The sequence below is a fragment of the bacterium genome, assembly GCA_019637795.1.
GTDB lineage: Bacteria > Desulfobacterota > Binatia > HRBIN30 > CADEER01 > JAHBUY01.
In genome coordinates, this window is sequence record JAHBUY010000009.1 from 166198 (window position 1) to 191239 (window position 25042).

Genomic DNA, 25042 nt, shown 5'->3' on the forward strand with positions numbered 1-25042 from the left:
GCACGACGGCGCCGCCCGGCGCCTCGCGCGCCGCCGCGGGCGGCCGGCGTTGACACCGCCTTCGGCTGGCGGCCCTACCGCGGCACCAGCCGCACGGCGACGGAATGCGAGGTGTCCTGCAGACAGCCGACCCACCAGTCGCGCCAGCCGTACTTCGCGCGCAGGAGGGCGCGGATCGCTTCGTGTCCGCCGCCGGCGACGGGCACGGCGTCGTAGACCGCCGACCCGCCGGCGCGCTCCAGACTGACGCGGGGCGCGGCCCGCACATCCACCAGCCACTCCCGGTCGGGCACCGGCGCCTCCAACCAGAGCGCCCCGTCGTGCTCGGCGAACCAGACGCGCGTGCGCCGCGTGCCGCCGTCGGCCCGACGCGTCTCCAGCACCGCGACCCCGCTCGCCTCGAGCGCCGTCCAGGTGAGGAACGCGAACGCGAGCAGGAGCGTGACGACGATCACCACCGCACACGGCACCGGGCGCATTCAACGGGCACTGTCTCAGAGCCGCGGCGAAACACCAAGCGCCCGGGCGCTTCGGCGCAGCAGGCGTTGTCGCATCCGCCGCGCCCGTTCGCGCAACGTCCGAACACGTGGCACCGCCTGGATCACCAGGCATCGCTCCGCACCCGCCATCTCGGGCCCCAGCCGCCGCTGCCGGCGGCTCCTCTCCGCCACGTACGCGACCGTCCACGCGGCCGCTCAGCGCGAGACGGCGGCGGGCGGCGGGTCCGGCAGGCGCGGCAGGTCGAGGTGGCCCGGGGCGAGGGTGCGATAGGTCGCGCCGCTGCGCGGGTCGACCAGGGTGTCGGCGTCGCCGTGCAGCTTCGGCCGGGCGTAGACCAGGCGTAGCGCCTCGCGGTGCGGCAGCGACAGGTAGCGCTCGCCGTAGCGACGGAGGATCGCCGCGCGCACCCGCGGCGCGTGGCGGGCGCTCATGGTGGGAAAGATGTGGTGCTCGACGTGATAGCCGAACTGCAGGTGCAGCGTCTCGATCCAGCGCGGGTTGCGCACCGAGAGCGAGTTGGCCAGCGGATCGTTGGTCGCGGTGAGCGGGTTCAGATAGTGGTTGGTGGCGATGTACGCCATCAGCAGCGCGTTGGCGGTCATCGCCGGGACCACGGCGAGGAAGACGAACCGCCACGGACCGATCAGCGCCAGCCAGAGGACCCAGAGCGCCAGCATGCTGCCGGTCTCGAGCCACACCGTGCGGCGCGCGATGCGGCGGTAGAAGCCCTTGCGCTCGCTCTGCAGCAGCAGCACCACCCAGGTCTGGAGCGTGAAGCCGGTGGGCAGGAAGAGCCAGCTCGCCCATGCCCCCGATCCCGGCGCGATCGCCTCCAGGCGCTGCAGGTAGGGATTGCGCCGCCACACCGCCAGCGTGCCGTACTGGTCGGTGTCGGCGAGCAGATGGCCGGTGTGGGCGTGGTGCGTCTGGTTGTGCCAGGCGCTCCACAGCGTCGGCGAGGTGGCGTAGGGCAGGAAGGCGACGTAACCGATGGCGCGCTCGAGCCCGCGGTGGCCGGTGACGGCGTGGTGCAGGGTTTCGTGGGCGAGGAACCCGAGGCAGCCCCAACTGTGGCCGATCGCGACGCCGCACAAGAGCGCCGCCCACCACGGCAGGGCGCCGCCGAGCCCGAGCGCGATCAGGCCGACGATCACGGCGCCGTGCACCGCCAACCACCCCAGGCGCGCCGGCCGGCGGCGGAAGATCTCCGGCGGCAGATCCGCTCGCAGCTCGCGCGCGTAGTCGTGCATGTCGCGCAGTTGGCGCGCGGCACGCTGGTGGTCGGTGGAGGAAGAGGACATGGGTATCGACCGGTCTGGGCCCGCAGCGTCCCACCTTGGAGCCGGAGGCGCCCGCCGATCAAGCCCCATCCCCGCCGCGCGGTCCGGGTGCCTCGCCGGCCGGGGTGGTGTAAGCCTGGCGGCATGATCGTCGTCACGAACCGCATCCCGGTGGCCAAGGGGCACGAAATCGACTTCGAGGACCGCTTCCGGCGGCGGGCGCACCTGGTGGATCGGGCGCCTGGCTTCGTGCGCAACGAGGTGCACCGGCCGAAGCCGATGACCTTCGACCACCAGAGCGGCGGCTGGAAGGACGACCCGGACGGCCAGGGCTACTACGAGATCAAGACCTGGTGGCGGACCTTCGAGGACTTCGTCGCCTGGACGAAGAGCCCGGCCTTCGCCGAGGCGCACAACAGCCGCCCGCCGAAGGAGATGTTCGCGGGGCCGAACGTGCTCGAGGTGCACGAGGTCCTGACGAGCACCGATGCCCCGGCCTGAACGGCGGCGGCGCGGCGCGCCGCGGGCGCGCCTTGACTCCCCCCGGACCCCCCGTTAGCGACGAAGCCGCATGTCGACGTGGCTGGCGGCGCGGGTGATCGGCACCTTTCTCCTGCTCATCACCGTCTTCTTCTTCATCCTCACCTACGATCCGATCCTCAAAGTCGTCGACCTCGGCGCCGCCCTGGCGCAGGTGTCGGCGATCCTCAGCTACGGCGTGCTGAAGGTGATCGGCGCCCTCGGCGGCTTCCCGGTGCACCGCATGCACACCATCATGGGATCGGGGAGCTTCGAGGTCGACGTCGCGCCGGCGTGCTCGGGGGCGGTGCCGACCAGCATCTACATGGCCGCCGTGTTCGCGTACCCCTCGAGCTGGCGATCGCGCGCCATCGGCGCGGCGCTCGGCATCGTCACCATCCAGATCGTCAACATCGTCCGCGTCAGCGCGCTGTTTCTCATCGGCCTCTTCTTCCACGAGATCTTCCACGACACGCACGTCTACGTCGCCCAGGCGCTGGTGGTGTGCGTGGCGGTGGCGTTGTGGCTCTTCTGGGCGACGCGGTACGCCGATGCGCCTGCGCATTGACCCGTGGCTGTTCCTCGGCAAGCTGGTCGTCCTGCTCTTCGTCGCCTACTGGGCGTGGATGCCGCTGGCGCCCGCCTACACGCGGGTGCTGCTGCGCGCGTCGCAGGTCGGGGTGTGGTTGTCGGAGCTCTCCACTGACCCCGCCTGGAGCCACCAGACCGAGCTGCTGATCCGGCCGGACATCAGCCCGACGGCGATCTTCTTCTACCAGCGGGCGATGTTCCCGCCGTACGGCCTCGACCCGCAGGGCATCCCGGCGGAGTGGATCATGGCCAACCTGGTGCTGCTGGTGCCGCTGATGCTGGCGACGCCCGCGCCGACCTGGCGGACGCGCATCGTCCGCCTGGCGCTCGCCCTCGCCATCGCCCTGCTGCTGCAGGTGTTCGACGTCGTCGTCGGCATCAAGTCGTACTACGCGGCGACCTTCCCCAACGCCTTCAGCGCCTTCTCGGCGCGCCTGTACCAGTTCCTCGATGCGTTCGTGCAGAGCTGGGACACCCAGCTCTTCCCGTTCCTGATCTGGGCCGGTATCCACCTGCGCCAGCTCCTGCCGGCGGCACTGGTGCCCGAGGCCGCGCCGGCGGCCGCGGCGAGCGCCAGTCGCGCGGAACGGCGGCGGCACCAGGCCAGAGACCGATGAACCCCCCTCGCCAGCGTTGGACCCGGAGGTGGAGCATGCTGCGGACGCTGATCGCCTGCCTCGTCGCGACCGCCGCCGTCGCGGTCGAGATCGATCCCGCGAAGGTGGTGGACCTCACCTATCCGTTCGACGCGCGGACGATCTACTGGCCGACGGCGGAGCATTTCGCGCTCGACACCGTGGCCAAGGGCGACACGCCCGGCGGCTACTGGTACGAGGCGAACAACTACCGCGGCGCCGAGCACGGCGGCACGCACATGGACGCGCCGGCGCACTTCGCGCGCGGCGGCGCCAGCGCCGAGCAGGTGCCGGCGACGGCGGGAATCGGGCCGCTAGTCAAGGTCGACGTCAGCGCCGCGGCGGCGGGCAACGCCGACTATCGCCTGTCGCGCGCCGACCTCGAGGCCTGGGAACGCGCCCACGGCCGCATACCGAAGGGCGCGATCGTGGTGATGTACAGCGGCTGGGGCGCCCGCTGGCCGGATGCGAAGCGCTATCTCGGCACCGACGCGCCGGGGGACGTCGCCAACCTGCACTTCCCCGGCTTCTCGCAGGACGCGGCCGAATTCCTCGTGCGCGAGCGCGAGATCAACGCCATCGGCGTCGACACGCCGAGCATCGACTACGGCCCGTCGACCGACTTCATCGTCCACCGCATCATCAACGGCGCCGGCAAGCCCGGCTTCGAGAACCTGGCGCGCCTCGACCAGGTGCCGGCCACGGGCGCGACGCTGATCGCGCTGCCGATGCCGATCGGCGGCGGCTCGGGCGCCCCGCTGCGGGCGATCGCCGTGCTGCCCTGAGGTCGCGCGCCGGCGGACGGATCGACACACGGATGAAGCAGAACCCGCGCCTCGCCCGGCTCCGATCGAACGCCAACGCCCGCCGTGCCCACGTCTGCTGACGCAGTCGCCCGCAGTGGAGCATCGGTGTCGTCGGTCGATCGTTGGTGGGGTGGCGGGATCGTCCTAGTCTCCCTCCTGGTTGCCTGCGGGCGGGCGCCGGAGCCGGTGACGCCGCCGCGGCTGACCGTGGCGGAGACGGCGTACGACTTCGGCCAGGTGCAGCAGGGCACGCCCGTCGAGCATACATTCGATCTCGGCAACGGCGGTGGCGCGCCGCTGACCCTGATCGACCTGCGCACGGCCTGCGACTGCACGGCGGCGATCGACGGCCCGCGCGATCTGGCCCCCGGCGCGCACGCGGCGGTGCGATTGCGCTGCGACACCAGCGCGGCGCCGGGACCGCAGCGGCGGACGGTCACCGTGTACAGCAACGATCCCGAGCGGCGGGCGCTGCTGCTGGCGCTCACCGGCACCGTGGCGCTGGTCGCCGCCGCCGACCCGCCGCGCGTCTACCTCGGGCCGGTCGCCGCCGGCAGCGGCGCGGTACGGGTGGTGGCGCTGCGCGCCGGCAACGACGGGGTGCGCTTCCTCGCCGTCGAGGGCGGCGGGCCGCAGTTGCGGCCGCATCTCGAGAACGGCGACGGCGGGCGGACGCTGGTCCTCGACACCGCCCCCACCGCCCCTCCCGGGCCGTTCCAGACCGCGGTCCGGGTGCTGACCAGCAGCCCGGCGCGGCCGGTGATCGAGATCCCGATCGCCGGCACCATCGACGCCGCGACGCCGACCGCGGCGAACGGCGCCGCGCCATGACGCGCGCGCCGCGGCTCGACGTCATCGGCTTCGGCTTCAACACCATCGACCACGTCTGCGTCGTCGACCGGCCGCCGCTCACCGACGGCAAGGCGCGCGCCCGCGCGTATCAACAGCTCCCCGGCGGCCAGGTGCCGACCGCGCTGGTGGCGCTGCAGCGCTGGCGGCTGCGCACCGCCTACATCGGCCCCTTCGGCGACGACGCCGGCGGCGCGCTGCAACGCCGCTCGCTGGCAGCGGCGCGCGTCGACCTCAGCGGGGCGGTGCAGCGGCGCGGCGTCGCCAGCCAGACGTCGGTGATCCTCGTCGACGCGGTCACCGGCGAGCGCAGCATCCTCTGGCACCGCCCCCCGGAGCTGGCGCTGCGCGCCGGCGAGCTGGATCTGTCGCTCATCGGCTCCGGACGGGCGCTGCTGCTCGACGCCGCCGACGCCGACACGGCGCTGCTCGCCGCCGAGCGAGCACAGGCGTCCGGCATGCTGGTGATGCTCGACGTCGACGAACCCGGACCGCGCACCGGCGAGCTGCTGGCGCGCAGCACCGTCGTCATCGTCGGCGACGGATTCCCGCCGCGCCACACCGGCATCGCCGACCTCGCCGCCGCACTGCGCCACATGGCTGCCGCCGGCCCCCGGCTGGTCGTCGCGACCCTCGGGGCCGGCGGCGCCCTCGCCTGGGCCGACGGTCGCTCGCACTACGTGCCAGCCGTTCCCGTCCCGGTGGTCGACACCACCAGCGCCGGCGACTGCTACCACGCCGCGGCGCTGTTCGGACTGCTGCACGGGTGGACGACCCCGCGCACCCTGCGCTTCGCCGCCGCCGCCGCCGCGCTCGCCTGCACGCGCCTCGGCGGCCGCTCGAGCATCCCCGAGCTGGGCGACGTCGAGCGCCTCGCCGACCGCCTCGCATAAGCGGCCGCCCGCCCCGCGGGCGCGGCCGCCGCCACCAGACCTGGATTGACTCACCGCCGACCGCTGGTAGAACTGACCGGTCAGTATCGGAATTGCCGGGGGTCATGCGAGGGCGAAAGAAGAGCGCGGACACGCGCGCGGCGATCCTGCGCTGCGCGGCGGAGGTCTTCTCGCAGCGGCCCTACCACGAGGTGCTGACCGACGAGATCAGCTCGCGGCTCCACATGGGCAAGGGCACCCTGTACCGGTACTTCCCCTCCAAGGAAGAGCTGTACTTCGCCACCCTGGTCGACGGCCTGCAGGGCATGCAGGACGCGATCGAGGCGGTGCTCAGCGAGCCGGGACCGCTGGAGCGGACGATCGAGGCGCTGACCAGCACGATCATCGGCTACTTCTGGCAGCGGCGGGATTTCTTCGTGCTGCTGCACCGGCACGAGACGAAGATCGACCCGAACGAGCGGGTCGAATGGCAGCAGCGGCGCGAGGCGGTGGTCGAGAAGGTCGGGGCGCGCATCGCCGCCGAGCTCGGGCGCAACCGCATGGAGCCGCGCCTGGCGGTGGAGATGTTGTTCGGCATGATCCGCTCCGCGTGTCTGTATCGCGACGACCGCGCCAAGCCCGATCAGTTGGCGCGCCTGGTGACGCGCACCTTCCTCGGCGGCGTGCGCGGGCAGAGCGAGCACGCCCCCGCGCCCGCGCTGGCGCGCCGGCGCGCCGCTGGAGGAAAGCGATGACGGGGGCGACCCGCGTCCTCGGCGTCGTCACCCTGCTGGCGCTGCTCGGCGCCTGCGGCAGGTCCGCGAGCTCCGAGCAGCCGCTGGCGATGGCGGCAACGCCCACCGTGCCCGAGCCGCTGCAGATCACCGTGGCGCCGGTGTCGCTGCGCCCGACCAAGCGACTGCTCAAGTTCGTCGGCACGCTGTTCGGCAACCAGGAAGTGAAGCTGTCCAGCCAGGTCGAGGGGCAGATCGAGAAGATCAGCGTCGACCTCGGCGACCGCGTCACGGCCGGCCAGGTGCTGGTCGAGATCGACGACACCAGCGCCCGCGCCCAGTTGCGCGAGGTCGAGGCGCGGCTCGCCAAGGCGCGCGCCGACGAGCAGCGCGGCCGCGAGCTGTTGAAGAGCAACGTCATCTCGCCGCAGGAGCACGAGGCGATGCAGACCGCGGTGACCGTCGCCGAGGCGCAGCGCGACGCGATGCACGTGGCCCTGGCGCACAAGCAGGTGCGCTCGCCGCTCACCGGCTCGGTGGTGCGGCGGCTGGTGTCGGCGGGCGAGTACGTGCGTCCGGGCACGCCGCTCCTCGACCTGGTGGACGACGACCCGCTGAAGCTGCGCGGCGACGTGCCGGAGCGCTTCGCCGACGAGATCGCCGACGGCCAACCGGTGCAGATCAAGGTCGACGCCTACCCCGACGAGCTCTTCGACGGCACCCTCGTCCGCATCAGCCCGGCGGCGAACCCGGAGAACCGCTCGATCACCGTCGAGGCCGAGGTGCCGAACGGGGAGCGCCGCCTGAAGGCGGGGTTCTTCGCCTCCGCCAACATCGTCACCCGCGCCGACGCCGAGGCGCTGGTCGTCCCGGAGACGGCCGTCATCACCTTCGCCGGCGTCACCAAGCTGTTCGTGGTGCGCGACGACATCGCCTACGAGCGCCAGGTGCGCGTCGGCACCCGCGACGACATGGGTCTGGTCGAGGTCCTCGAGGGCCTGCACCCGGACGAGGTCGTCGCCACCTCGGGCCTGGCCAAGCTCGAGAACGGCCGCGCGGTGACCATACGCAAGGGCGAGGGATGACGTCTGTTGCAACGCGAAGGCGCGGAGGCGCCGAGAGCGACGGCGCGATCGCCGCCCCTCGGCGTCTGCGCGGTGAAGCATCCACATGACGCTCGTCGACGTCTGCATCCGGCGGCCGGTGGCCACCACCATGTTCATCGCCTTCCTGGTGGTGCTCGGGTGGTTCTCGTACCGGCAGCTCTCGGTCGACCTCTACCCCAACGTCGACTTCCCGATCACCGCCGTCACCACGACGCTCTCCGGGGCCAGCGTCGAGGAGATGGAGAGCAGCGTCACCAAGCCGCTCGAAGAGGCGATCAACACCATCGAGGGCATCGACGAGCTGACCTCGACGACCAGCGAGGGGCTGTCGACCATCATCGTCTTCTTCAACCTGTCGCGCGACGGCGACGCCGGCGCCCAGGACGTGCGCGACAAGGTCTCCACCGTGCTGTCGCAACTCCCCGCCGGCACCGACGCGCCGGTGGTGGCGAAGTTCGACATCGAGAGCACGCCGATCCTCAGCATCGTCGTCTCCGGCAACCGCGACCTGCGCGAGGTGACCGAGATCGCCAAGCGGCAGATCAAGGAAGACATCGAGACGCAGCGCGGCGTCGGCTCGGTGTCGCTGATCGGCGGCCTCGAGCGCGCCATCAACATCGTCCTCGACACCGACCGGCTGGCCGCCTACGGGCTGTCGATCGACCAGGTGCGCAACGCCATCCGGGCGCAGAACATCGAGATCCCCGGCGGCCGCGTCGACCAGGGGCAGAAGGAGCTGATCCTCCGCACCATGGGGCGCATCCAGCGCGCCGAGGACTTCGGCGAGCTGATCGTCGGCAGCGCCCAGGGCCGGCCGCTGCGCATCGCCGACATCGGCCGGGTCGAGGACGCCGCCGTCGAGCCGCGCGCCCTCGCCCGCCTCGACGGCCGCCCGGCGGTGACCCTGCTGATCCGCAAGCAGACCGGCACCAACACCGTCGCCGTCATCGAGACGGTGAAGAAGCGGCTCGAGCGCATCCGCTCCACCCTGCCCGTCGACATCGACATCCAGATGGTCCGCGACCAGTCGCGCTTCATCGGCCGGTCGATCGACGAGGTGAAGCTGCACCTGGTGCTGGCCGGCATTCTGGTCAGCCTGACGGTGATGCTCTTCATCGCCAACCTGCGCGCGACCCTGATCGCCGCGGTGGCGATCCCGACCTCGATCATCGCCACCTTCACGGTGATGCGCTACCTCGACTTCACGCTGAACAATGTCACCATGCTGGCGCTGGTGCTGGCGACCGGCATCGTCATCGACGACGCCGTCGTCGTGCTCGAGAACATCTTCCGCTACATGGAGGAGAAGGGCGTCAGCGCCCGCCAGGCGGCGAGCGCCGCCACCGGCGAGATCAGCCTGGCGGTCATGGCGACGACCCTGTCGCTGGTGGTCATCTTTCTGCCCGTCGCCTTCATGGAGGGCCAGGTCGGACGCTTCTTCAACAGCTACGGCGTCACCGTCGCGGTCTCGATCATCGTCTCGCTGATCGTCTCCTTCACCTTGACGCCGATGCTGTGCGCCCATTTCCTCACCGTCAGCCCCGGCCGTCACCAGACGCAGCGCGGCTTCTACGGCGCCATCGAGCGGGCCTACGGCGGGGTGCTCGGCTGGTCGCTGCGCCACCGCTGGGTGCTGGTGCTCCTGTCGGCGGCGGTGCTGGCGAGCACGGTGCCGCTGTTCGCCATGGTCGGCAAGGACTTCATGCCGCACGACGACCAGAGCGAGTTCGAGGTCATCGTGCAGACGCCGGAGGGCTTCAGCCTGCAGCGCACCGACGAGACGCTGCGCGCCATCGAGGCGCGCCTCGGCGAGCTGCCGCACGTGCGCCACCTGCTGACCACCATCGGCGACACCTCCGGCCGCCTGCGCGCCGGCGAGGGGCCGGTGACCACCGGCTCGATCTACGTCCGCCTCAGCGAGCTCGACGAACGCGACCTCTCGCAGAACGACGTCATGAAGCAGGCGCGCGAGGTCGTCGCCGACTACCCCGACCTGCGCACCAGCGTGCAGGCGGTGAACCTCCTGGTCAGCGGCGGCCACCGCTTCAGCGATCTCGAGTTCGACCTCACCGGCCCCAGCCTGGCGAAGCTCGAGACCTACTCGAAGCAGCTCATGGAGGGCATGCGGGCCACCCCCGGGCTGGTCGACGTCGACACCACGCTGTCGGTGCGCCAGCCCGAGCTGCAGGTGCAGATCCAGCGCGAGAAGGCGTCGTCGTTCGGCATCAACGTGCGCGACATCGCCAGCGCGCTGCGCACCCTGATCGGCGGCGAGCCGATCAGCACCTACCGTGAGGAGCAGGAGCAGATCGACGTCTGGCTGCGCGCCCAGCTCCAGAACCGCAGCGACCCGCGCGCCATCGGCGACGTCACCATCGCCACCCCCGGCGGCGAGCTGGTGCGCCTCGCCAATCTCGCCATGCTCAGCGAGGAACGCGGCCCGGCGCAGATCGACCACCACAACCGGCAGCGCAAAGTGACGCTGGTCGCCAACCTCGACGGCCTGCCCCTCGGCACCGCCGTCGAGCGGGTGAAGAAGCTGGTCGCCGACCTCGACATGCCGCCCACCTACGGCATCATCTTCACCGGCCGCGCCAAGTCGCTGGGGGAGAGCAACGCGAACTTCCTGCTCGCCTTCCTGCTCAGCTTCATCTTCATGTACATGATCCTGGCGGCGCAGTTCGAGAGCTTCCTGCACCCGGTCACCATCATGCTGGCGCTGCCGCTGACCCTGCCGTTCGCGCTGCTGTCGCTGTGGCTGCTCGGCGAGACGCTCAACATCTACAGCATCCTCGGCCTGTTCATGCTCTTCGGCATCGTGAAGAAGAACGGCATCCTGCAGATCGACTACACCAACACGTTGCGCGCCCAGGGCCTGGCGCGCGACGCCGCCATCCTGCAGGCCAACCACGTCCGCCTGCGGCCGATCCTGATGACCACGGTGATGCTGGTCGCCGGCATGATCCCGATCGCCCTCGGCCGCGGTCCGGGATCGGCGAGCCGCGCCTCGATGGCCAAGGTGATCATCGGCGGCCAGACGCTCTGCCTGCTGCTGACGCTGCTGATGACGCCGGTGGCCTATTCGCTCTTCGACGATCTGGCGCACGTGCACCCCCTGCGCCGCCTGCGCCAGTGGCTGCCGGCGCGCTGGCGCCGCGTGTCGAGCAACGGGCGCAGCCCGGCGTGACCCCCATGGGGACGCGTGCTACATGCGGCGGCTGACGATGAGGGTGCGCAGGGTGCAAGGGCTGCTCCTCGCGTCGGCGATCTGCCTCGCCGCCGCGTGGGCGGGGGCGGAGGAGCCACTCACCGGTGACGCGCCGGCGCCGCGCGGCGCCGGCGCGACGCGCGAGTACCTGCTCGAGGACGTGCCCAACTTCCCCACCATCCTGAAGGACCAGTGGAGCAGCCGGGTGCCGACGACGCCGTTCGACGGCGGCCGCAGCAACTACGGTCTGCTGTCGGAGAACGAGGCCGAGCGCCAGATCACCCTCGCCGAGAGCATCGCCCTGGCGCTCGAGCACAACACCGGCCTGAAGCTCTCCGCCCTCAGCCCGGTGAGCGCCACCAACCAGGTGCGCCGCGCCTACGCGCAGTTCGACCCCGAATTCTTCGGCGACACCTCCAAGCAGCGCAGCAACACCCCGGTGCAGACCATCAGCCCGTTCACCAACGAGGACCCGTTCAACAACGGGTCCGATCTCAGCCTGTTCAGCGACCAGGTCGAGTGGAACGCCGGCCTGCGCAAGCGCCTGCTGAGCGGCGGCCTGCTGAGCGCGCAGTGGCAGAACACCCGCCTCTCGAGCAATCCGACGGTGGTCAACCTGGTCAACCCCGATTACATCTCCACCCTCGGCGTCGGCCTCACCCAGCCGCTGCTGCGCGACTTCGGCTGGCGCTTCGCGCTGCTGGTCGTCGACGTGGCGCAGATCGGCGAGGAGCAGGCCTACCAGGTCTACAAGGCGCAGGTGGCGGGACTGGTCGAGAACGTCGAGCGCGCCTACTGGACCTATGCGCTGGCGATCGAGAACGTGAAGGTCGAGGTGAAGGGGCTCGATCTCGCCAAGGAACTGCTGCGCCAGAACCAGAGCCGCTTCAACGTCGGCTCGCTGCCGCGCACCGCGGTGCTCGAGTCCGAGGCCGAGGTGGCGCGCCGCGAGGCCGACCTGGTCACGGCGACGGCGTTGCGGCGGGTGGCGCGCGACAACCTGCGCGCCCTGGTCAACGCCCGCCAGAACGACGGCGACGCGCTGATCATGATCGAGCCGGCGGACAAGCCGACGGTGTCGAAGACCGACTTCAATCTCGACGACAGCCTGCACGTCGGGTACGGCAAGCGGCCGGAGCTGCTGGCGGCGCGCGCCAACGTCGACGGGCGGCAGGTGGAGCGCAAGATCGCCGAGAACCGCCTGCTGCCGCGCCTCGACCTCGTCGCCTCGATCGGCCTCAACGGCCTCGGCGGCACCGACGCCGGCCTGCTGCAGCCGACCCCGACGGTCGCCCCGGGCCAGCCGACGCCGACCCCGGGCAGCTTCCAGTTCCTGCCCAACCCGCAGGTGCTCGGCGGCTACAGCCGCTCGCTCGAGCTGCTCACCGACGGCCGCTACTACCAGTACCTGGTGGGAGCGCAGCTCGTGATCCCGCTCTCCAACGCCAGCGCCAAGGCCGACTACACCCAGGCCAAGGTCAACGCCGAGGCGGCGCGCCTCGACCTGCGGCAGACCGAGGAGAACGTCACCCTCGAGATCACCCAGACGGTCAACAACCTGAAGGCCTCGTTGCGCCGCATCGAGGCGACCCGGGTGGCGCGCGAGCTGGCCGAGGAGAACGTGCGCAACCAGCAGGCGCGCTACGACGTCGGCCTCGCCACCACCAAGGATCTGATCGACTTCCAGGACCGACTGACCCAGGCGCAGCGCGAGGAGATCACCGCCCTCACCACGTACAACATCCTGCTGGCGCAGTTGTACTTCTCCGAGGGCACGCTGCTCGAACGGCGCAACGTCATGCTCGCCCGCGACACCCAGGAGTCGGCGCCCTGGTGGGCACGGTTCTGACACCCCGACGCGGGCGGCGCGCGCGCCGGCCGCAGCTCGTCGCTCCGCATCAGCACCGGAACTGACGCCGGCGCCGGTGGCGACCTCCGTCCGCGACGTCGGCGTCGAGCAGTCGGAGGCGCACCCCCACCCTTCGGCGGCCGGCTTCAGCGCCGGTGCCGTGGCGGCGGATCATCTCGTTGCCAGGCGCGCGGATTTTCAATATGAGACCGTCTCATGATTCGACGAGCCCTGCCCCTGGCCGTGATCCTCCTCCTGACCCTGATTCCCGCACGCGGGATCGCCTCGGCCTATTCGTGCTGTTGCACGTGCGAGGACGACAGTGAATGCAACCCGTCTTGCTTCGAGCCCACGGACTTCGCGTCCTGCGAGAGCGCGTGCATGCAGGCGCAATGCGGCCATGCCGTCGCCTGCGCCAACCCAAGCCAGGGGCAGGGATGCGGCATCGGAGTGGTATCCTGCGTCGATGTGAATGGACCGACGCCGGGCGCGACCGCGACCGCCACTCCCGTGCCGACCGCGACGCCGGTCCCGAACGGCGGTGCGTGCACCAGCAACGCGCAGTGCCTCAGCCGCGTCTGCGTCGACAACCGATGCGCGCCGCCGCCCATTGCGCCCCTGCTGTCGACGCGGAGCATCGGACTGCTCATGGCGGTGCTGCTCGCGGTCGGCCTGTGGTCGGTGCGCGGATTGGCGCGTATGCGGCAATAGGCCTTCCCGGCCACCGCCGCAGCTTCCATCGGCCCTGCCGCGCGTGATCGGCAGGGCGGGTCGGGGCGCCTGACATCCGGACCGCGCCACCGCATGGCCGCGGCCGGCGTCGGCCGACCTCAGCGATCGCCGCGGTCGCGCTCCATCCGCTCGCGGACCTTGCGCACGCGCTCGCGCAGGCGCTCGATCCACGGCGAGGGTCGGCCGGCCGTCGCCGTCATCTGCAACTCGGCCTCCAGCACTTCCAGGTCACGGCACAACACGCGCCGATACGCGGGGGATGCGTATGCCATGTCGTCCTCCAAGAGTTTGCGTGGGCGGGGTTCACTCGGCGGGATGAGCGGAAGCGGGCGATTGCTGCCCACCGGCGAGAATTCGCTCATCGCGCCATTCCCCATTCGCACATCGATCCGCTAGGGTCCGGGCCTTGGACGCCGCGCGTCCCGGCCTATTCGCCTTGAACACTCCGCCACCCGAAAAAATCTCCCGCCTGCGCCGCTTCCTGCCGCCGCTGATCGTGGTCATCGCCGCCGCGCTCAGCGTGCGCTCCTTGTTGGCGCGGCCCGACGCCGAGACCTGGCGGGCGCGTCAGGTGGTGCTGATCAGCATCGACACGCTGCGCGCCGACCGGTTGGGCGCCTACGGCTTCACGACCATGCCGACGTCGCCGAACATCGACGCGCTCGCCCAGCAATCGGTGGTGTTCGACCGCGCCTACGCGGCGGCGCCGTGGACGATCCCGTCGCTGGCGGCCGTGCAGACCGGACGCTATCCGGTCGAGGTCGGCGCCTACACCAACAGCGACGCGCTGACCGACGATGCCGTCACCCTCGCCGAGCTGTTCCGCGCCCGCGGCTTCGCGACCGCGATGTTCAACACCCATGCCGCCCTGGGGAGCGAGCGCGGCGGCTTCCGCCAGGGGTTCGAGACCGTCGTGCCGCAGCAGGTGGTGCCGCTGGTGGCGGGCGAGCACAAGGCGTCGTTCGCCGCCGACGAGCCGGCGCTGATGCAGTGGCTCGACGCCCACGCGCGCGACCCGTTCTTCGTCTGGATCCACGACATGAGCCCGCACCTGCCGCCGACCGCCGGCAACCCGTGGCTGACCACCCCCGGCTGGGACCGCTACGACGCCGAGGTGCGCCACAGCGACGACCTCGTCGGCCGCGTGCTGCGCAAGCTCGCCGAGCTGCGCCTCGGCGACGAGCTGCTGGTGGTCGTCACCGCCGACCACGGCGAGGCGTTCGGCGACGAGCACGGGCTCATCGGCCACCAGGACGTGATGTACGACGAGGTGCTGCGGGTGCCGCTGATCATCGGCGCCCCGGTGTTCGAGCCGCGGCGCGTCAGCGCGCTGGTGGAACTGGTCGATCTCTACCCCACCATCGCCGCCTTCGCCGACCTGCCCGTGCCCCCCGAGGTGCGCGGCGAGAGCCTGCGGCCGCTGCTCCTCGGCCACGCCGCCGCGCGCGCCGATCCGTACGCCTTCCACATGCGCTTCTTCTTCGAGAACGACGACTCGACGCACTGGCTGGCGGTGCGCGACGCCGAGTGGAAACTGCTCTTCAAGACGCCGGACCACGGCCGCGACGGCCCGCCGGGCTGGCATCTCGACGACCCGAAGACCTATTTCGAGCTCTACCGCACGACCGACGATCCGGGCGAGCAGCACGATCTCTACGAGTCGCACCCCGAGGAGGTGGCGCGCCTGCGCCGCGTTTTCGAGGACTGGACGGCCGCGCTCTCCGCCAGGCCGGCGCGGGTCGAGCCCGATGAGGCGACGCGCGAGCACCTGCGCGCCCTGGGCTACGAGTGAACGCCCTCGCGGCCCTGCGCCTGGCGCTGCTCCTGCTGGCAGCGCCGCCGACGCCCGCCGCCACGCCGGCGGCGCTGGTCGACGCCGCGGCGCTGATCCCGGGCCTGCGCCTCGACCTTCGCTACGCCACGCCCCGCAACTTCACCGGGCGCGCGCTCTATGCCACGCCCCGCTGCCTCCTGCGCCCCGCCGTCGTCGAGCGCCTGGCGCGCGCCCAGCAGGCGGCCACCGCCCAGGGGCTCGGGCTGAAGGTGTACGACTGCTACCGGCCGCTGTCGGTGCAGCGGGCGATGTGGACGCTGGTGCCCGACGAGCGCTACGTCGCCGATCCCGCCAAGGGCTCGCGCCACAACCGCGGCGCCGCCGTCGACCTGACGCTGGTCGACGCCAGCGGCAGGGAGCTGGCGATGCCGACGGGGTTCGACGACTTCTCGGCGCGCGCGCATCGCGACTACCAGGACCTGCCGCCGGCGGCGCTCGCCAACCGCGCGCGGCTCGAGCGCCTGATGACCGAGGCCGGCTTCACCGGCCTGCCGACCGAGTGGTGGCACTTCGACGCCGACGGCTGGGAGCGGTTCGAGGTGCTCGACCTGCCGCTGAACTGACCTGACGCGCGCGCGGGCCGCCCGGCGATTGCGCCCGCCTCCCCCGCCACCCATACTGCCACGCCATGCAGCCGGGCCTGTCGACGCGGATGCTGATCGGCCTGGTCGCCGGCGCGCTCCTGGGCGTCGCCGCCCACCTGCTGCTCGGCGACAGCCCCGTCCTCGACGCGATCCTCACCTACGGCACCGAGCCGATCGGCCGCATCTTCCTGCGCCTGCTGTTCATGCTCGTCCTGCCGCTGATCGTCTCGGCCCTGGCGCTCGGCGTCGCCGAGCTGCGCGACCTGCACGAGCTCGGGCGCATCGGGCTCAAGACCCTCGCCTACACGGTCGCGGTCTCCAGCGTCGCGGTGCTGATCGGCATCGTGCTGGTGAACCTCATCCGCCCGGGCGATGGCCTGTCGCCGCACCTGCGCGACCAGCTCACCGCCCGCGCCGTGCCGCCGGCGGCGGGCGCGCTGGCCGGCGGCGCGAGCGGCGTCGACTTCCTCGTCCAACTCGTGCCGAGCAACCTCATCAAAGCGATGACCGATGGCGACATGCTGGCGGTCATGGTGTTCGCCCTCTTCCTCGGCGTCGGCCTGGTGATGACGCGCACCGACGCGGCGCGCGCCTTCACGCGCGGCCTGCAGGGCCTCTACGACGTCACCATGCACATGCTGGGGCTGGTGATCCGCGTCGCGCCGTACGGCGTCGCCTGCCTGCTCTTCAGCCTCACCGCCCGGCTCGGCTACGACATCCTGCGCCAGCTCGGTTGGTTCGTGCTCACCGTCGTCCTCGGCCTGGCGCTGCAACAATTCGGCGTCTACGCCGCCAGCGTCCGCTTCCTCGGCGGCATGAGCCCGCGCACCTTCTACCGCGGCGTGCGGCCGGCGATGATCACCGCCTTCTCCACCGCCTCGAGCAACGCCACCCTGCCGACGGCGCTCGAGGTGGCGGAGGAGAACCTGCGCCTGCCGCCGCAGGTGAGCCGCTTCGTCCTCACCCTCGGCTCCACCGCCAACCAGAACGGGACGGCGCTGTTCGAGGGCGTCACCGTGCTCTTCCTGGCGCAGTTCTACGGCGTGCAGCTCGGCCTGCCGCAGCAGATCCTGGTGGTGTTCATCTGCATCCTCGGCGGCATCGGCACCGCCGGCGTGCCCGCCGGCTCGATCCCGGTGATCGCGATGATCCTCGGCATGATCGGCGTGCCGCCGGACGGCATCGGCATCATCCTCGGCGTCGACCGCCTGCTCGACATGTGCCGCACGACGGTGAACGTCACCGGCGATCTCGCCGCCGCGGTGGTCGTCGCGCGCGGCGAGGGCGACCCGACCTGACCGCCGGCGCCGCCGGGCGGCTCACGTGCCGGGCCCGCATTCGAGATCGTGCGGCGCCGGCGGCGGCGGCGGACGGCGTTCGACGCGCGCCCACAGGTCGCGCAGCGCGCTGCGGATCCCCTCCTCGATGACCGGGTGGTAGAAAGGCATGGCCAGCGCCTGCTCGACGGTCAGGCCCGACTGCACCGCCCAGGCGAGCAGGTGCGCGGTGTGCTCGACGCGCGGTCCCAGCATCTCGGCGCCGAGCAGCGTGCCGCAGGCGCGGCGGGCATAGATGCGCACCAGCCCGGCGTTGCGGCCCATGACCCGCGCCCGCCCCTGGTCGGCGTAGTCGATGGCGCCGACCTCGACCTGCGCGGCGTCGAGCGCCGCCCACGGCGTGCCGACCAGCGCCATGGTGGGGTCGGTGAAGGCGATCATCAGCGGCGCCCGCCGCGGCCGCGGGCGGACGTTCGGCCAGGCGGCGGCGTTGGCGCCGGCGATGTGGCCCGCGTCCGCGGCCTCGTGCAGCACCGGCCGATCGTCGCTGACGTCCCCGGCGAGGAACACCGGCGCCGTCCCGCACTGCATGGTGTGGGGATCGAACAGCGGCCGTCCGAACGAATCGAACGGCACGCCGGCCCGCGCCAACTGCAGATCGGCGACGTCGGGATGACGGCCGGCCGCCGCCAGCACGGCGTCGACCCGAACCTCGTGGTCGCCGGCCTGGTCGCGCCAGGCGATGGCGAACTGCTCGCCATCGCGCCCGACGGCGATCTCCACCGGCTGGTGCAGGGTCAGCTCGCGCCCGAGCAGCGCCGCGGCCCGGCGCTGCAATTCCGGGTCGGTGAACGGCCCGAGACGATCGCTGTGGGAGAAGCACACGGTCCGCACGCCGAGCCGATGCAGGGCCTGCCCGAGCTCGAGGCCGACGACACCGCTGCCGACGACCGCGAGCGAGCGCGGCAGGTCGGGCAGCTCGAAGATCGACTCGTTGGTCAGCACCGGCGCGCCCGCCGCGAGCAGCGGCGGCGGCAGCGTCGGCTTCGAGCCGGTGGCGACGACCACCGCGCGCGCCTCGATGCGGGTGTGCTCGTCGACCGCCAGCACCCCGGGCGCGACGAAGCGGGCGCGGCCGCGGATCCGCTCGGCGGCGGGAATCGCCGCCACGCCCTCGGCGACCAGGCCGACGAAGCGGTCGCGTTCGCGCCGCACCCGCGCCAGCACCGCGGCGCCGTCGATCCGCACGCCGTCCGGCACGCGGACGCCGAACCGCCCGGCATGCGCCACCTCGTGCGCCGCGTCGGCGGCCGCGATCAGCAGCTTCGACGGCATGCAGCCGACGCGCGCGCAGGTGGTGCCGTAGGCGCCGGATTCGATGATCGCGACGCTCGCCCCCGCCGCGACCGCGGCACGGCGCGCCGCCAGCCCCGCCGTCCCGGCGCCGATGACGGCGACGTCGACCCGCTTCACCTCCATCGCCCGCGCACCTCCTCGCCGCCGCTTACCACGCCCTCTCCGGAGCGCGCGAGATCGCCGGCGCACCCGCCCCGGTTGACCAAACCGCACGGCCGTTCCAAGAACACGCATGCCCACCCACGAGGTCCTCAACCAACCGCCGCCGCTGCGCGACTACAATCTCTTCACCAGCGATCGGGCGCTGGGCGAGGCGATGCGTCGGGAGGGCGCGGGCTGGGCCGTCGCGCGGGCCAGCGCGCTCGGCGCCACCTGCGGCCGCGCCGAGGTGATCGAGTGGGGCGTGCAGGCCAACGCCTCTCCGCCGGTCCTCCGCACCCACGATCGCTTCGGGCATCGCATCGACGTGGTCGAGTACCATCCCGCCTACCACGAGCTGATGCGCCTGTCGGTCGGCCACGGTATGCACGCGCTGCCTTGGCGCGAGCCGCGGCCGGGCGCGCACGTGGCACGGGCGGCGATGTTCTACCTCACCTCGCAGGTCGAGGCGGCGCACGGCTGCCCGATCTCGATGACCTATTCGGCAGTGCCGGCGCTGCGGGTGGAGCCGAAGGTGGCGGCGGAATGGGAGCCGCGTCTCACCTCGACCCACTACGACCCGCGCTTCCAGCCCGCCGACGGCAAACAGGGCGCGCTCTGCGGCATGGCGATGACCGAGAAGCAGGGCGGCTCGGACGTGCGCGCCAACACCACCCGCGCCGAGAAGGGCGACGGCGGCTGGCTGATCACCGGCCACAAGTGGTTCTGCTCGGCGCCGATGTGCGACGCCTTCCTGGTGCTGGCGCAGACGGCGAAGGGCCTGACCTGCTTCCTGCTGCCGCGCTGGCTGCCCGACGGAACCCTCAACCGCTTCCACGTCCAGCGACTCAAGGACAAGATCGGCAACCGCGCCAACGCCTCGAGCGAGGTCGAATTCGATCGCGCCTGGGCGCGCCGGGTCGGCCCCGAGGGCCGCGGCGTGCCGACCATCATCGAGATGGTCAACCACACCCGGCTCGACTGCACCATCGGCGCCGCCTCCGGCATGCGCCAGGCGGTGGCGCAGGCGACGCACCACGCGCAGCACCGCAGCGCCTTCGGCAAGCGCCTGATCGAGCAGCCGCTGATGCAGAACGTGCTCGCCGACCTCTGCGTCGAGTCCGAGGCCGCCACCGCGGCGATGATGCGCCTGGCGCGCGCCTACGACGCGCGCGCCAGCGCCGACGACGGCGAGGGCCTGTTCGCCCGCCTGGCGACCGCGGTGGTGAAGTACTGGGTGTGCAAGCGCTGGCCGGCGCACGCCGCCGAGGCGCTCGAGTGCCTTGGCGGCGGCGGCTACGTCGAGGAGGGACCGCTGGCGCGCGTCTTCCGCGAGTCGCCGCTCAACGGCATCTGGGAGGGCAGCGGCAACGTCATCTGCCTCGACGTGCTGCGCGCCATGACCGCCGGGCCGGAGGTGGTCGAGGCGTTCTTCACCGAGCTCGATCGCGCCCACGGCGCCGACCCGCGCCTCGACCAGTTCGTCCTCGCGCTGCGCGACGATCTGCGCGACCCGGAGGCGCTGGAGGCGCGGGCCCGCGACCTGGTCGAGCGCATGGCGCTGGCGCTGCAGGGCTCGCTGCTGGTGCGCGACGGCGATCCCGCCGTCGCCGAGGCGTTCTGCGCCTCGCGCCTCGGCCACCAGCACCGCCTCGCCTTCGGCACCCTGCCGCCGGGATTCCACTTCACCCGCATCATCGAGCGCGCCCGTCCGACGGCGTGACGGCATCGGGCGGCGGCGCGGAAGCGCGGCCCAGCCAGCGTCTCACGATGGCGTGGACTTCGCGGGCTGGTCGTTGCGCAGCAGGCCGGCGGTGAACTGGCTCATGAATTCGATCGCCTGTCGGCGCGAGAGCTGGACGATGCCGGCCGCGCCCTGGCGGTTCATCTCGCCGGGGATGATCAGCGGCTCGACCCCCAGGGTCGCCAACGCCTCGCGGACGACGTCGGCCGGTTCCATCACCGGCAGGGTGGTGCCCTCGGCGGGTTGCGACGATTCCCAACCGGGCGTGCGGGTCGACCCCGGCTGCACGACCAGCACGTCGACGCCGTGCGGCCGCAGCTCGATCCACAGGGCGTCGCCGAACACCAGGGCGAACGCCTTCGAGGCGGCGTACATCGCGAGCTGCGCCGAGCCGACGTTGCCCGACATCGACGACATGAGCACGACGCCGCCGCGGCCGCGGCCGACCATCGCCGGCGCCAGCGCGTGGACGAGCTGCGCCGGGGCGCGGCAGTTCACGGCGAGCATCGCGTCGATGTGCGCCGGCGTGATGGCGAGGAAGGGCGCGACGGTGCCGAGCGCCGCGTTGTAGACGAGGAGCCCGATCTCGCGCCCGGCGATGCCGGCGCGCACGCGCTCCACGACGTCGTCCCGTCCGAGGTCGACGACCAGCTCGTGCACCGCGACGCCGTGCGCCGCCCGCACCGCCGCCGCGGTGGCGGCGAGCGGCACCGGGTCGCGATCCAGCAGCACGAGATCGAGCCCGTGCGCCGCGAGCTGCCGGGCGTAGGCGGCGCCCAGCCCGACGGCAGCGCCGGCGATCAGCGCGCAGGGTCCGTAGCGAGTGCGGAACTCTTCCGGCGACAGCGACATGGGCGCGGTCTTCGCACGCCGACCGGCGCCGATTCAATCCGCGGCCGGGTCGATGCGCGGATGGGTCGACCGCCGCCCGGCGCGACTCACTGACAGGCCGTGCCCAGGCTCACCCATGCGCCGTCGTCGCAGCGCTGCGTGACGCCGGCGCGGCAGATCGACGAGCCGCTCGCCACCGTCGCGTCGCCGACGGCGCAGGTGGCGCGGCCGGGCATGGCGGCGCTGTCGACCGCCGGCGGAACCGGGGCCGGCGGCGGACGATCGGCGAGCAGCGTCACCCGGGTGGCGCGGCCGTCGCCGTCGATCGTCGCCTCCACCCACTTGCCCGCGTACGGGTGCAGGTCGAGACCGGCGGGCGCGGCGTAGCTGCCGGCGTCGCCGGCGACGCCGAAGCGCTGGCCGGTGGCGTCGCGCAGCACGAGCTGGCCGCGGACGGTCTCGAAGCCGTTGGTGATCGGCGTGATCGCCACCGCCTGTTCGCTGATCTGGATCACGCGGCCGTCCGACAGCGCGACGTTCACCGCCTTGCCATCCAGCGCCTGCAACGGCGTTCCCGGCGGCGCCGTGAAGCTGCCATCGGTGCCGACGATGCGGAACTGCCCCGTGCCGGCGTTCAACACCACCAGCTCGCCGTGGACCACGCGCTCGGCGGCGCCCGCCGTGGCGGCCCACAGCACGAGCAGCAGCAGAATCCGGATGGCTCTGGTCATGGCTCAATCTCCCTGGCTGTGGCGCGAGGCGAATCACCTGCGTGCGGGGCAAACGCGGTGCCAGACGCGGCACCGCGCCATGTCGCCGCCGGACGCGGGCCGCGCCGGCGAAAACTACCACGCGACCGGTACAATCTACCGGGCCGCATCGCGCAGGCGGGTGAGCGGATTGGTCACCACCTGCGCCGGGGTGGCGCCGATGCGCGGCGGGCAGGTGTCGAGGGTGATCGGGCGCCGGTCCGCCGGCGCCGGCAGCGGCGTCCGCACCACCAGCTCGTAGCGCTCGGCGGGATCGGCGAAGAGCCAGCAGTCGCCGTCGGCGCGCACCGTGTCGTCGCGCGGCGCCACGGCGACGACCGCGTCGCCGAGGCGGGCCTGCCGGCGGATGGCGATCGGCAGCGCCGTCACCGAATGCAGACTGATCACCGCGCCGTCGAGCGTGTCGTAGCGGTCGAAATCGGTACGGGCGAACAGGCGCGCGTTCTCTCGCGCGAGATTCTGGTCGACCTTCGAGGTCGCCGCCTCCCAGAACCGCGCCCGGCCGGTGTCGAGGTGCAGGAATCCCTCCCGCTGGTAGAGCCCGACGCCGCCGATCTCCTGGCGGCGCAGCGCGTTCCACAATCGGCGCAGATCGAGGCCGACCGGCTGCACGTCGGCGGCCAGGCCCTCGGTGTGCATCGACGTCTGGGCGACGCGCCGGCCGGCGGCGCGCAGCGACTGGTTGAGCTCGGGGCTGCGGTAGCCGGAGACCAGGACCAGTCGCCGGGGCCGGTAGTGATCCTCGAACCAGTCGAGAAGCTCGATCAGGCGCAGCGCCATCGGCCCGCTGCGGCCGTCGCTGCGGGAGCGGAAGAAGCGCGTGATCCGCGCCAGCGCCTCGGGGTCGTAGCGCCCGTCCGCGTCGCGGTAGCGCACGTCGAGCGTCTCGGCGAAGTGCGCGTTGGCCAACCGCAGCGTCCCGTCGCCGCTGAAGTAGAAGCGCTCTTCGGCCAACGCCGGCAACGCCAGCAACAGCGCGATCGCCACCAGCCGCATGGTCGCCAGTTCAGCACAGCGGCCGGCGACGGGCCACCGCGGTCCGCGGTGGCCCTGCGTGGCGCTCTGTGGTTGAGTGGGCCGCATGCACGATCTGGTCATTCGCGGGGGCACCATCGTCGACGGCAGCGGGCGGGAGCGCTTCACCGGCGACGTGGCGATCGATGACGGCGTGATCGCGGCGGTCGGCCGGGTCGGGGGGCGCGGCCGGCGCGAGATCGACGCCGGCGAGCTGCTGGTGACCCCCGGCTGGGTCGACGTGCACACGCACTACGACGGCCAGGTCACCTGGGACCCGATCCTGGCGCCGTCGAGCTGGCACGGGGTGACGACGCTGGTGATGGGCAACTGCGGCGTCGGTTTCGCGCCGCGCCGCCCCGGCGAAGAGCAATTCCTCATCGAGCTGATGGAAGGGGTCGAGGACATCCCCGGCACCGCCCTGCACGAGGGCATCGAATGGCGCTGGGAGTCGTTCCCCGAGTACCTGGACGCGCTGGCGGCGATGCCGCGCGTGCTCGACGTCGCCGCCCAGGTGCCGCACTGCGCGCTGCGCGCCTACGTGCTCGGCGAGCGGGCGCACGAGGACGAGCTGACGCCGGACGCCATCGCCGCCATGGCGCGCCTGACCGAGGACGCGCTGCGCGCCGGCGCCGTCGGCTTCAGCACCTCGCGGACCATCCTGCACCGCTCGCGCCACGGCCTGGTCCCCGGCACGCACTCGACGCCCGAGGAGCTGCTGGCGCTCGGCGGCGCGCTCGGCGCCGCCGGCCACGGCGTCTTCGAGATGGTCGCCGACCTGCAGGGCCAGGAACCCGATCTCTCCTGGATGATCGACTTCTGCCGCCGCACCGGCCGCACCATCACCTTCGCCCTGGCGCAGACGCCGATGCAGCCGACCGCCTGGCGCGACACGCTGGCGCGCGTCGAGGAACTGGCGGCGAGCGGGCTGCGGATCGTCCCGCAGGTCCCCTGCCGGCCGACCGGCATGCTGTACGGGCTGCAGAGCTCGCTGCATCCGTTCATCTCGCATCCCACCTACGTCGGCGAGCTGGCGGCGCTGCCGCTGGCCGAACGGGTGGCGCGCCTGCGCACGCCCGAGGTCCGCGCCCGCCTGCTCGCCGAGGAACCGGGCATCGAGCACCCGATCGCGCGCCTGCTCATCACCAACTGGCCGCAGATGTTCCCGCTCGGCGATCCGCCCGACTACGAGCCGGCGCCGGAAACCAGCGTCTTCGCCGTCGCCGGCCGCGAGGGGCGGCGCCCGGAGGAGGTCGTCTACGACTGGATGCTCGAGCGCGACGGCCGCCAGTTTCTCTTCGCGCCGCTCGCCAACTACGTCGATGCCAACTTCGACGCGCTGCGCGAGATGATGCTGCACCCGCGCAGCGTCCTCGGCCTCTCCGACGGCGGCGCCCACTGCGGCCTGATCTGCGACGCCAGCATGCCGACCTACCTCCTCACCCACTGGGCGCGCGACCGGCGGCGCGGCGAGCGCATCCCGCTCGAGCAGGTGGTGCGGCTGCAGACCGGCAACACCGCCGCGGTCTACGGCTTCGCGGACCGCGGCACCCTCGAGGTCGGCAAGAAGGCGGACGTCAACGTCATCGACCACGACGCGCTGCGCCTGCACGCGCCGGAGATGGTCTTCGATCTGCCCGGCGGCGGCCGCCGGCTGGTGCAGCGGGTGGACGGCTATCGCTACACCGTCGTCTCCGGCGCGGTGACCTTCGAGAACGGCGAAGCGACCGGCGCGCGGCCCGGCGCCCTGGTCCGCGGCCACGCCGCGTAGCCACCCGCGGCGCGACGTCTGGACAACCGGCGGCGCGGGGG

The 25042-nt window shown here is 72.3% G+C and carries 23 protein-coding genes; 16 read left to right on the top strand and 7 right to left on the bottom strand.

The genetic code is table 11. From position 1 onward, the window contains the following. Positions 1-74: 74 nt before the first annotated feature. Both KF840_25870 and KF840_25875 read right to left on the bottom strand, forming a co-directional pair. On the bottom strand, positions 75-479 hold the full coding sequence (locus tag KF840_25870) for a nitroreductase family deazaflavin-dependent oxidoreductase (protein MBX3028334.1): 405 nt from the start codon (positions 477-479) through the stop codon (positions 75-77). A 216-nt stretch (positions 480-695) separates the two neighbouring features. Further along, positions 696-1751: a fatty acid desaturase gene (locus KF840_25875; GenBank protein MBX3028335.1), complete on the bottom strand. Its 1056-nt coding sequence runs from the start codon at positions 1749-1751 to the stop codon at positions 696-698. A 174-nt stretch (positions 1752-1925) separates the two neighbouring features. Here KF840_25875 and KF840_25880 point away from each other — a divergent pair, with 174 nt between their 5' ends. The 11 genes from KF840_25880 to KF840_25930 all read left to right on the top strand — a co-directional run bounded on the left by KF840_25880 (position 1926) and on the right by KF840_25930 (position 13661). Further along, a complete protein-coding gene (locus tag KF840_25880; GenBank protein MBX3028336.1) occupies positions 1926-2282 on the top strand; it encodes an antibiotic biosynthesis monooxygenase in 357 nt (118 codons plus the stop codon). A gap of 70 nt (positions 2283-2352) precedes the next feature. Beyond that, positions 2353-2868: an archaeosortase/exosortase family protein gene (locus KF840_25885; GenBank protein MBX3028337.1), complete on the top strand. Its 516-nt coding sequence runs from the start codon at positions 2353-2355 to the stop codon at positions 2866-2868. Continuing rightward, positions 2852-3508 carry a hypothetical protein gene (locus tag KF840_25890; GenBank protein ID MBX3028338.1) on the top strand — a complete coding sequence of 219 codons (657 nt, stop codon included), beginning with the start codon at positions 2852-2854 and terminating at the stop codon, positions 3506-3508. The genes KF840_25885 and KF840_25890 overlap by 17 nt, the downstream gene beginning before the upstream one ends. Continuing rightward, positions 3505-4311, top strand: coding sequence for a cyclase family protein (locus KF840_25895; protein ID MBX3028339.1), 807 nt, complete (start codon positions 3505-3507; stop codon positions 4309-4311). The genes KF840_25890 and KF840_25895 overlap by 4 nt, the downstream gene beginning before the upstream one ends. A 126-nt stretch (positions 4312-4437) precedes the next feature. Further along, on the top strand, positions 4438-5163 hold the full coding sequence (locus KF840_25900; protein ID MBX3028340.1) for a DUF1573 domain-containing protein: 726 nt from the start codon (positions 4438-4440) through the stop codon (positions 5161-5163). Continuing rightward, complete coding sequence (locus tag KF840_25905; protein ID MBX3028341.1) at positions 5160-6074, top strand: carbohydrate kinase family protein; 915 nt, start codon at positions 5160-5162, stop codon at positions 6072-6074. Before KF840_25900 ends, KF840_25905 begins: the two co-directional genes overlap by 4 nt. Before the next feature lie 104 nt (positions 6075-6178). Then, positions 6179-6808 (top strand): TetR/AcrR family transcriptional regulator, encoded by a 630-nt coding sequence (locus KF840_25910; GenBank protein MBX3028342.1) that lies wholly within the window; start codon positions 6179-6181, stop codon positions 6806-6808. Next, positions 6805-7872 carry an efflux RND transporter periplasmic adaptor subunit gene (locus tag KF840_25915; protein ID MBX3028343.1) on the top strand — a complete coding sequence of 356 codons (1068 nt, stop codon included), beginning with the start codon at positions 6805-6807 and terminating at the stop codon, positions 7870-7872. Before KF840_25910 ends, KF840_25915 begins: the two co-directional genes overlap by 4 nt. Positions 7873-7957: 85 nt before the next feature. Then, positions 7958-11080, top strand: coding sequence for an efflux RND transporter permease subunit (locus KF840_25920; protein ID MBX3028344.1), 3123 nt, complete (start codon positions 7958-7960; stop codon positions 11078-11080). A gap of 52 nt (positions 11081-11132) precedes the next feature. Further along, positions 11133-12950, top strand: a complete 1818-nt coding sequence (locus tag KF840_25925) for a TolC family protein (protein ID MBX3028345.1) — start codon at positions 11133-11135, stop codon at positions 12948-12950. A 216-nt stretch (positions 12951-13166) separates the two neighbouring features. Next, the gene (locus tag KF840_25930; protein ID MBX3028346.1) at positions 13167-13661 is read left to right on the top strand and encodes a hypothetical protein; all 495 of its coding nucleotides are present in this window, start codon (positions 13167-13169) and stop codon (positions 13659-13661) included. A 119-nt stretch (positions 13662-13780) separates the two neighbouring features. Here KF840_25930 and KF840_25935 read toward each other — a convergent pair whose 3' ends face one another. Beyond that, complete coding sequence (locus KF840_25935) at positions 13781-14044, bottom strand: hypothetical protein (protein ID MBX3028347.1); 264 nt, start codon at positions 14042-14044, stop codon at positions 13781-13783. A gap of 74 nt (positions 14045-14118) precedes the next feature. On the opposite strand from KF840_25935, the gene KF840_25940 reads away from it, so the two are divergent. The 3 genes from KF840_25940 to KF840_25950 all read left to right on the top strand — a co-directional run bounded on the left by KF840_25940 (position 14119) and on the right by KF840_25950 (position 17398). After that, positions 14119-15474, top strand: a complete 1356-nt coding sequence (locus KF840_25940) for a sulfatase (GenBank protein ID MBX3028348.1) — start codon at positions 14119-14121, stop codon at positions 15472-15474. After that, positions 15471-16079, top strand: coding sequence for a D-alanyl-D-alanine dipeptidase (gene ddpX / locus KF840_25945; GenBank protein ID MBX3028349.1), 609 nt, complete (start codon positions 15471-15473; stop codon positions 16077-16079). The genes KF840_25940 and ddpX overlap by 4 nt, the downstream gene beginning before the upstream one ends. Positions 16080-16168: 89 nt before the next feature. After that, positions 16169-17398 (top strand): dicarboxylate/amino acid:cation symporter, encoded by a 1230-nt coding sequence (locus KF840_25950; protein MBX3028350.1) that lies wholly within the window; start codon positions 16169-16171, stop codon positions 17396-17398. A gap of 21 nt (positions 17399-17419) precedes the next feature. Here the strand turns inward: KF840_25950 and KF840_25955 are convergent, their stop codons facing one another. Then, the gene (locus tag KF840_25955; protein ID MBX3028351.1) at positions 17420-18856 is read right to left on the bottom strand and encodes a dihydrolipoyl dehydrogenase; all 1437 of its coding nucleotides are present in this window, start codon (positions 18854-18856) and stop codon (positions 17420-17422) included. A 109-nt stretch (positions 18857-18965) separates the two neighbouring features. On the opposite strand from KF840_25955, the gene KF840_25960 reads away from it, so the two are divergent. After that, complete coding sequence (locus tag KF840_25960) at positions 18966-20594, top strand: acyl-CoA dehydrogenase family protein (protein ID MBX3028352.1); 1629 nt, start codon at positions 18966-18968, stop codon at positions 20592-20594. Positions 20595-20636: 42 nt separating this feature from the next. Here the strand turns inward: KF840_25960 and KF840_25965 are convergent, their stop codons facing one another. The 3 genes from KF840_25965 to KF840_25975 all read right to left on the bottom strand — a co-directional run bounded on the left by KF840_25965 (position 20637) and on the right by KF840_25975 (position 23212). Next, on the bottom strand, positions 20637-21467 hold the full coding sequence (locus KF840_25965) for an SDR family NAD(P)-dependent oxidoreductase (protein ID MBX3028353.1): 831 nt from the start codon (positions 21465-21467) through the stop codon (positions 20637-20639). An 86-nt stretch (positions 21468-21553) separates the two neighbouring features. After that, positions 21554-22177 (bottom strand): hypothetical protein, encoded by a 624-nt coding sequence (locus KF840_25970; GenBank protein ID MBX3028354.1) that lies wholly within the window; start codon positions 22175-22177, stop codon positions 21554-21556. 135 nt (positions 22178-22312) lie between these two features. Continuing rightward, the gene (locus KF840_25975) at positions 22313-23212 is read right to left on the bottom strand and encodes a YcbK family protein (protein ID MBX3028355.1); all 900 of its coding nucleotides are present in this window, start codon (positions 23210-23212) and stop codon (positions 22313-22315) included. Positions 23213-23297: 85 nt separating this feature from the next. On the opposite strand from KF840_25975, the gene KF840_25980 reads away from it, so the two are divergent. Further along, positions 23298-25001, top strand: coding sequence for an amidohydrolase family protein (locus KF840_25980; protein MBX3028356.1), 1704 nt, complete (start codon positions 23298-23300; stop codon positions 24999-25001). The last annotated feature ends 41 nt before the right edge of the window (positions 25002-25042 follow it).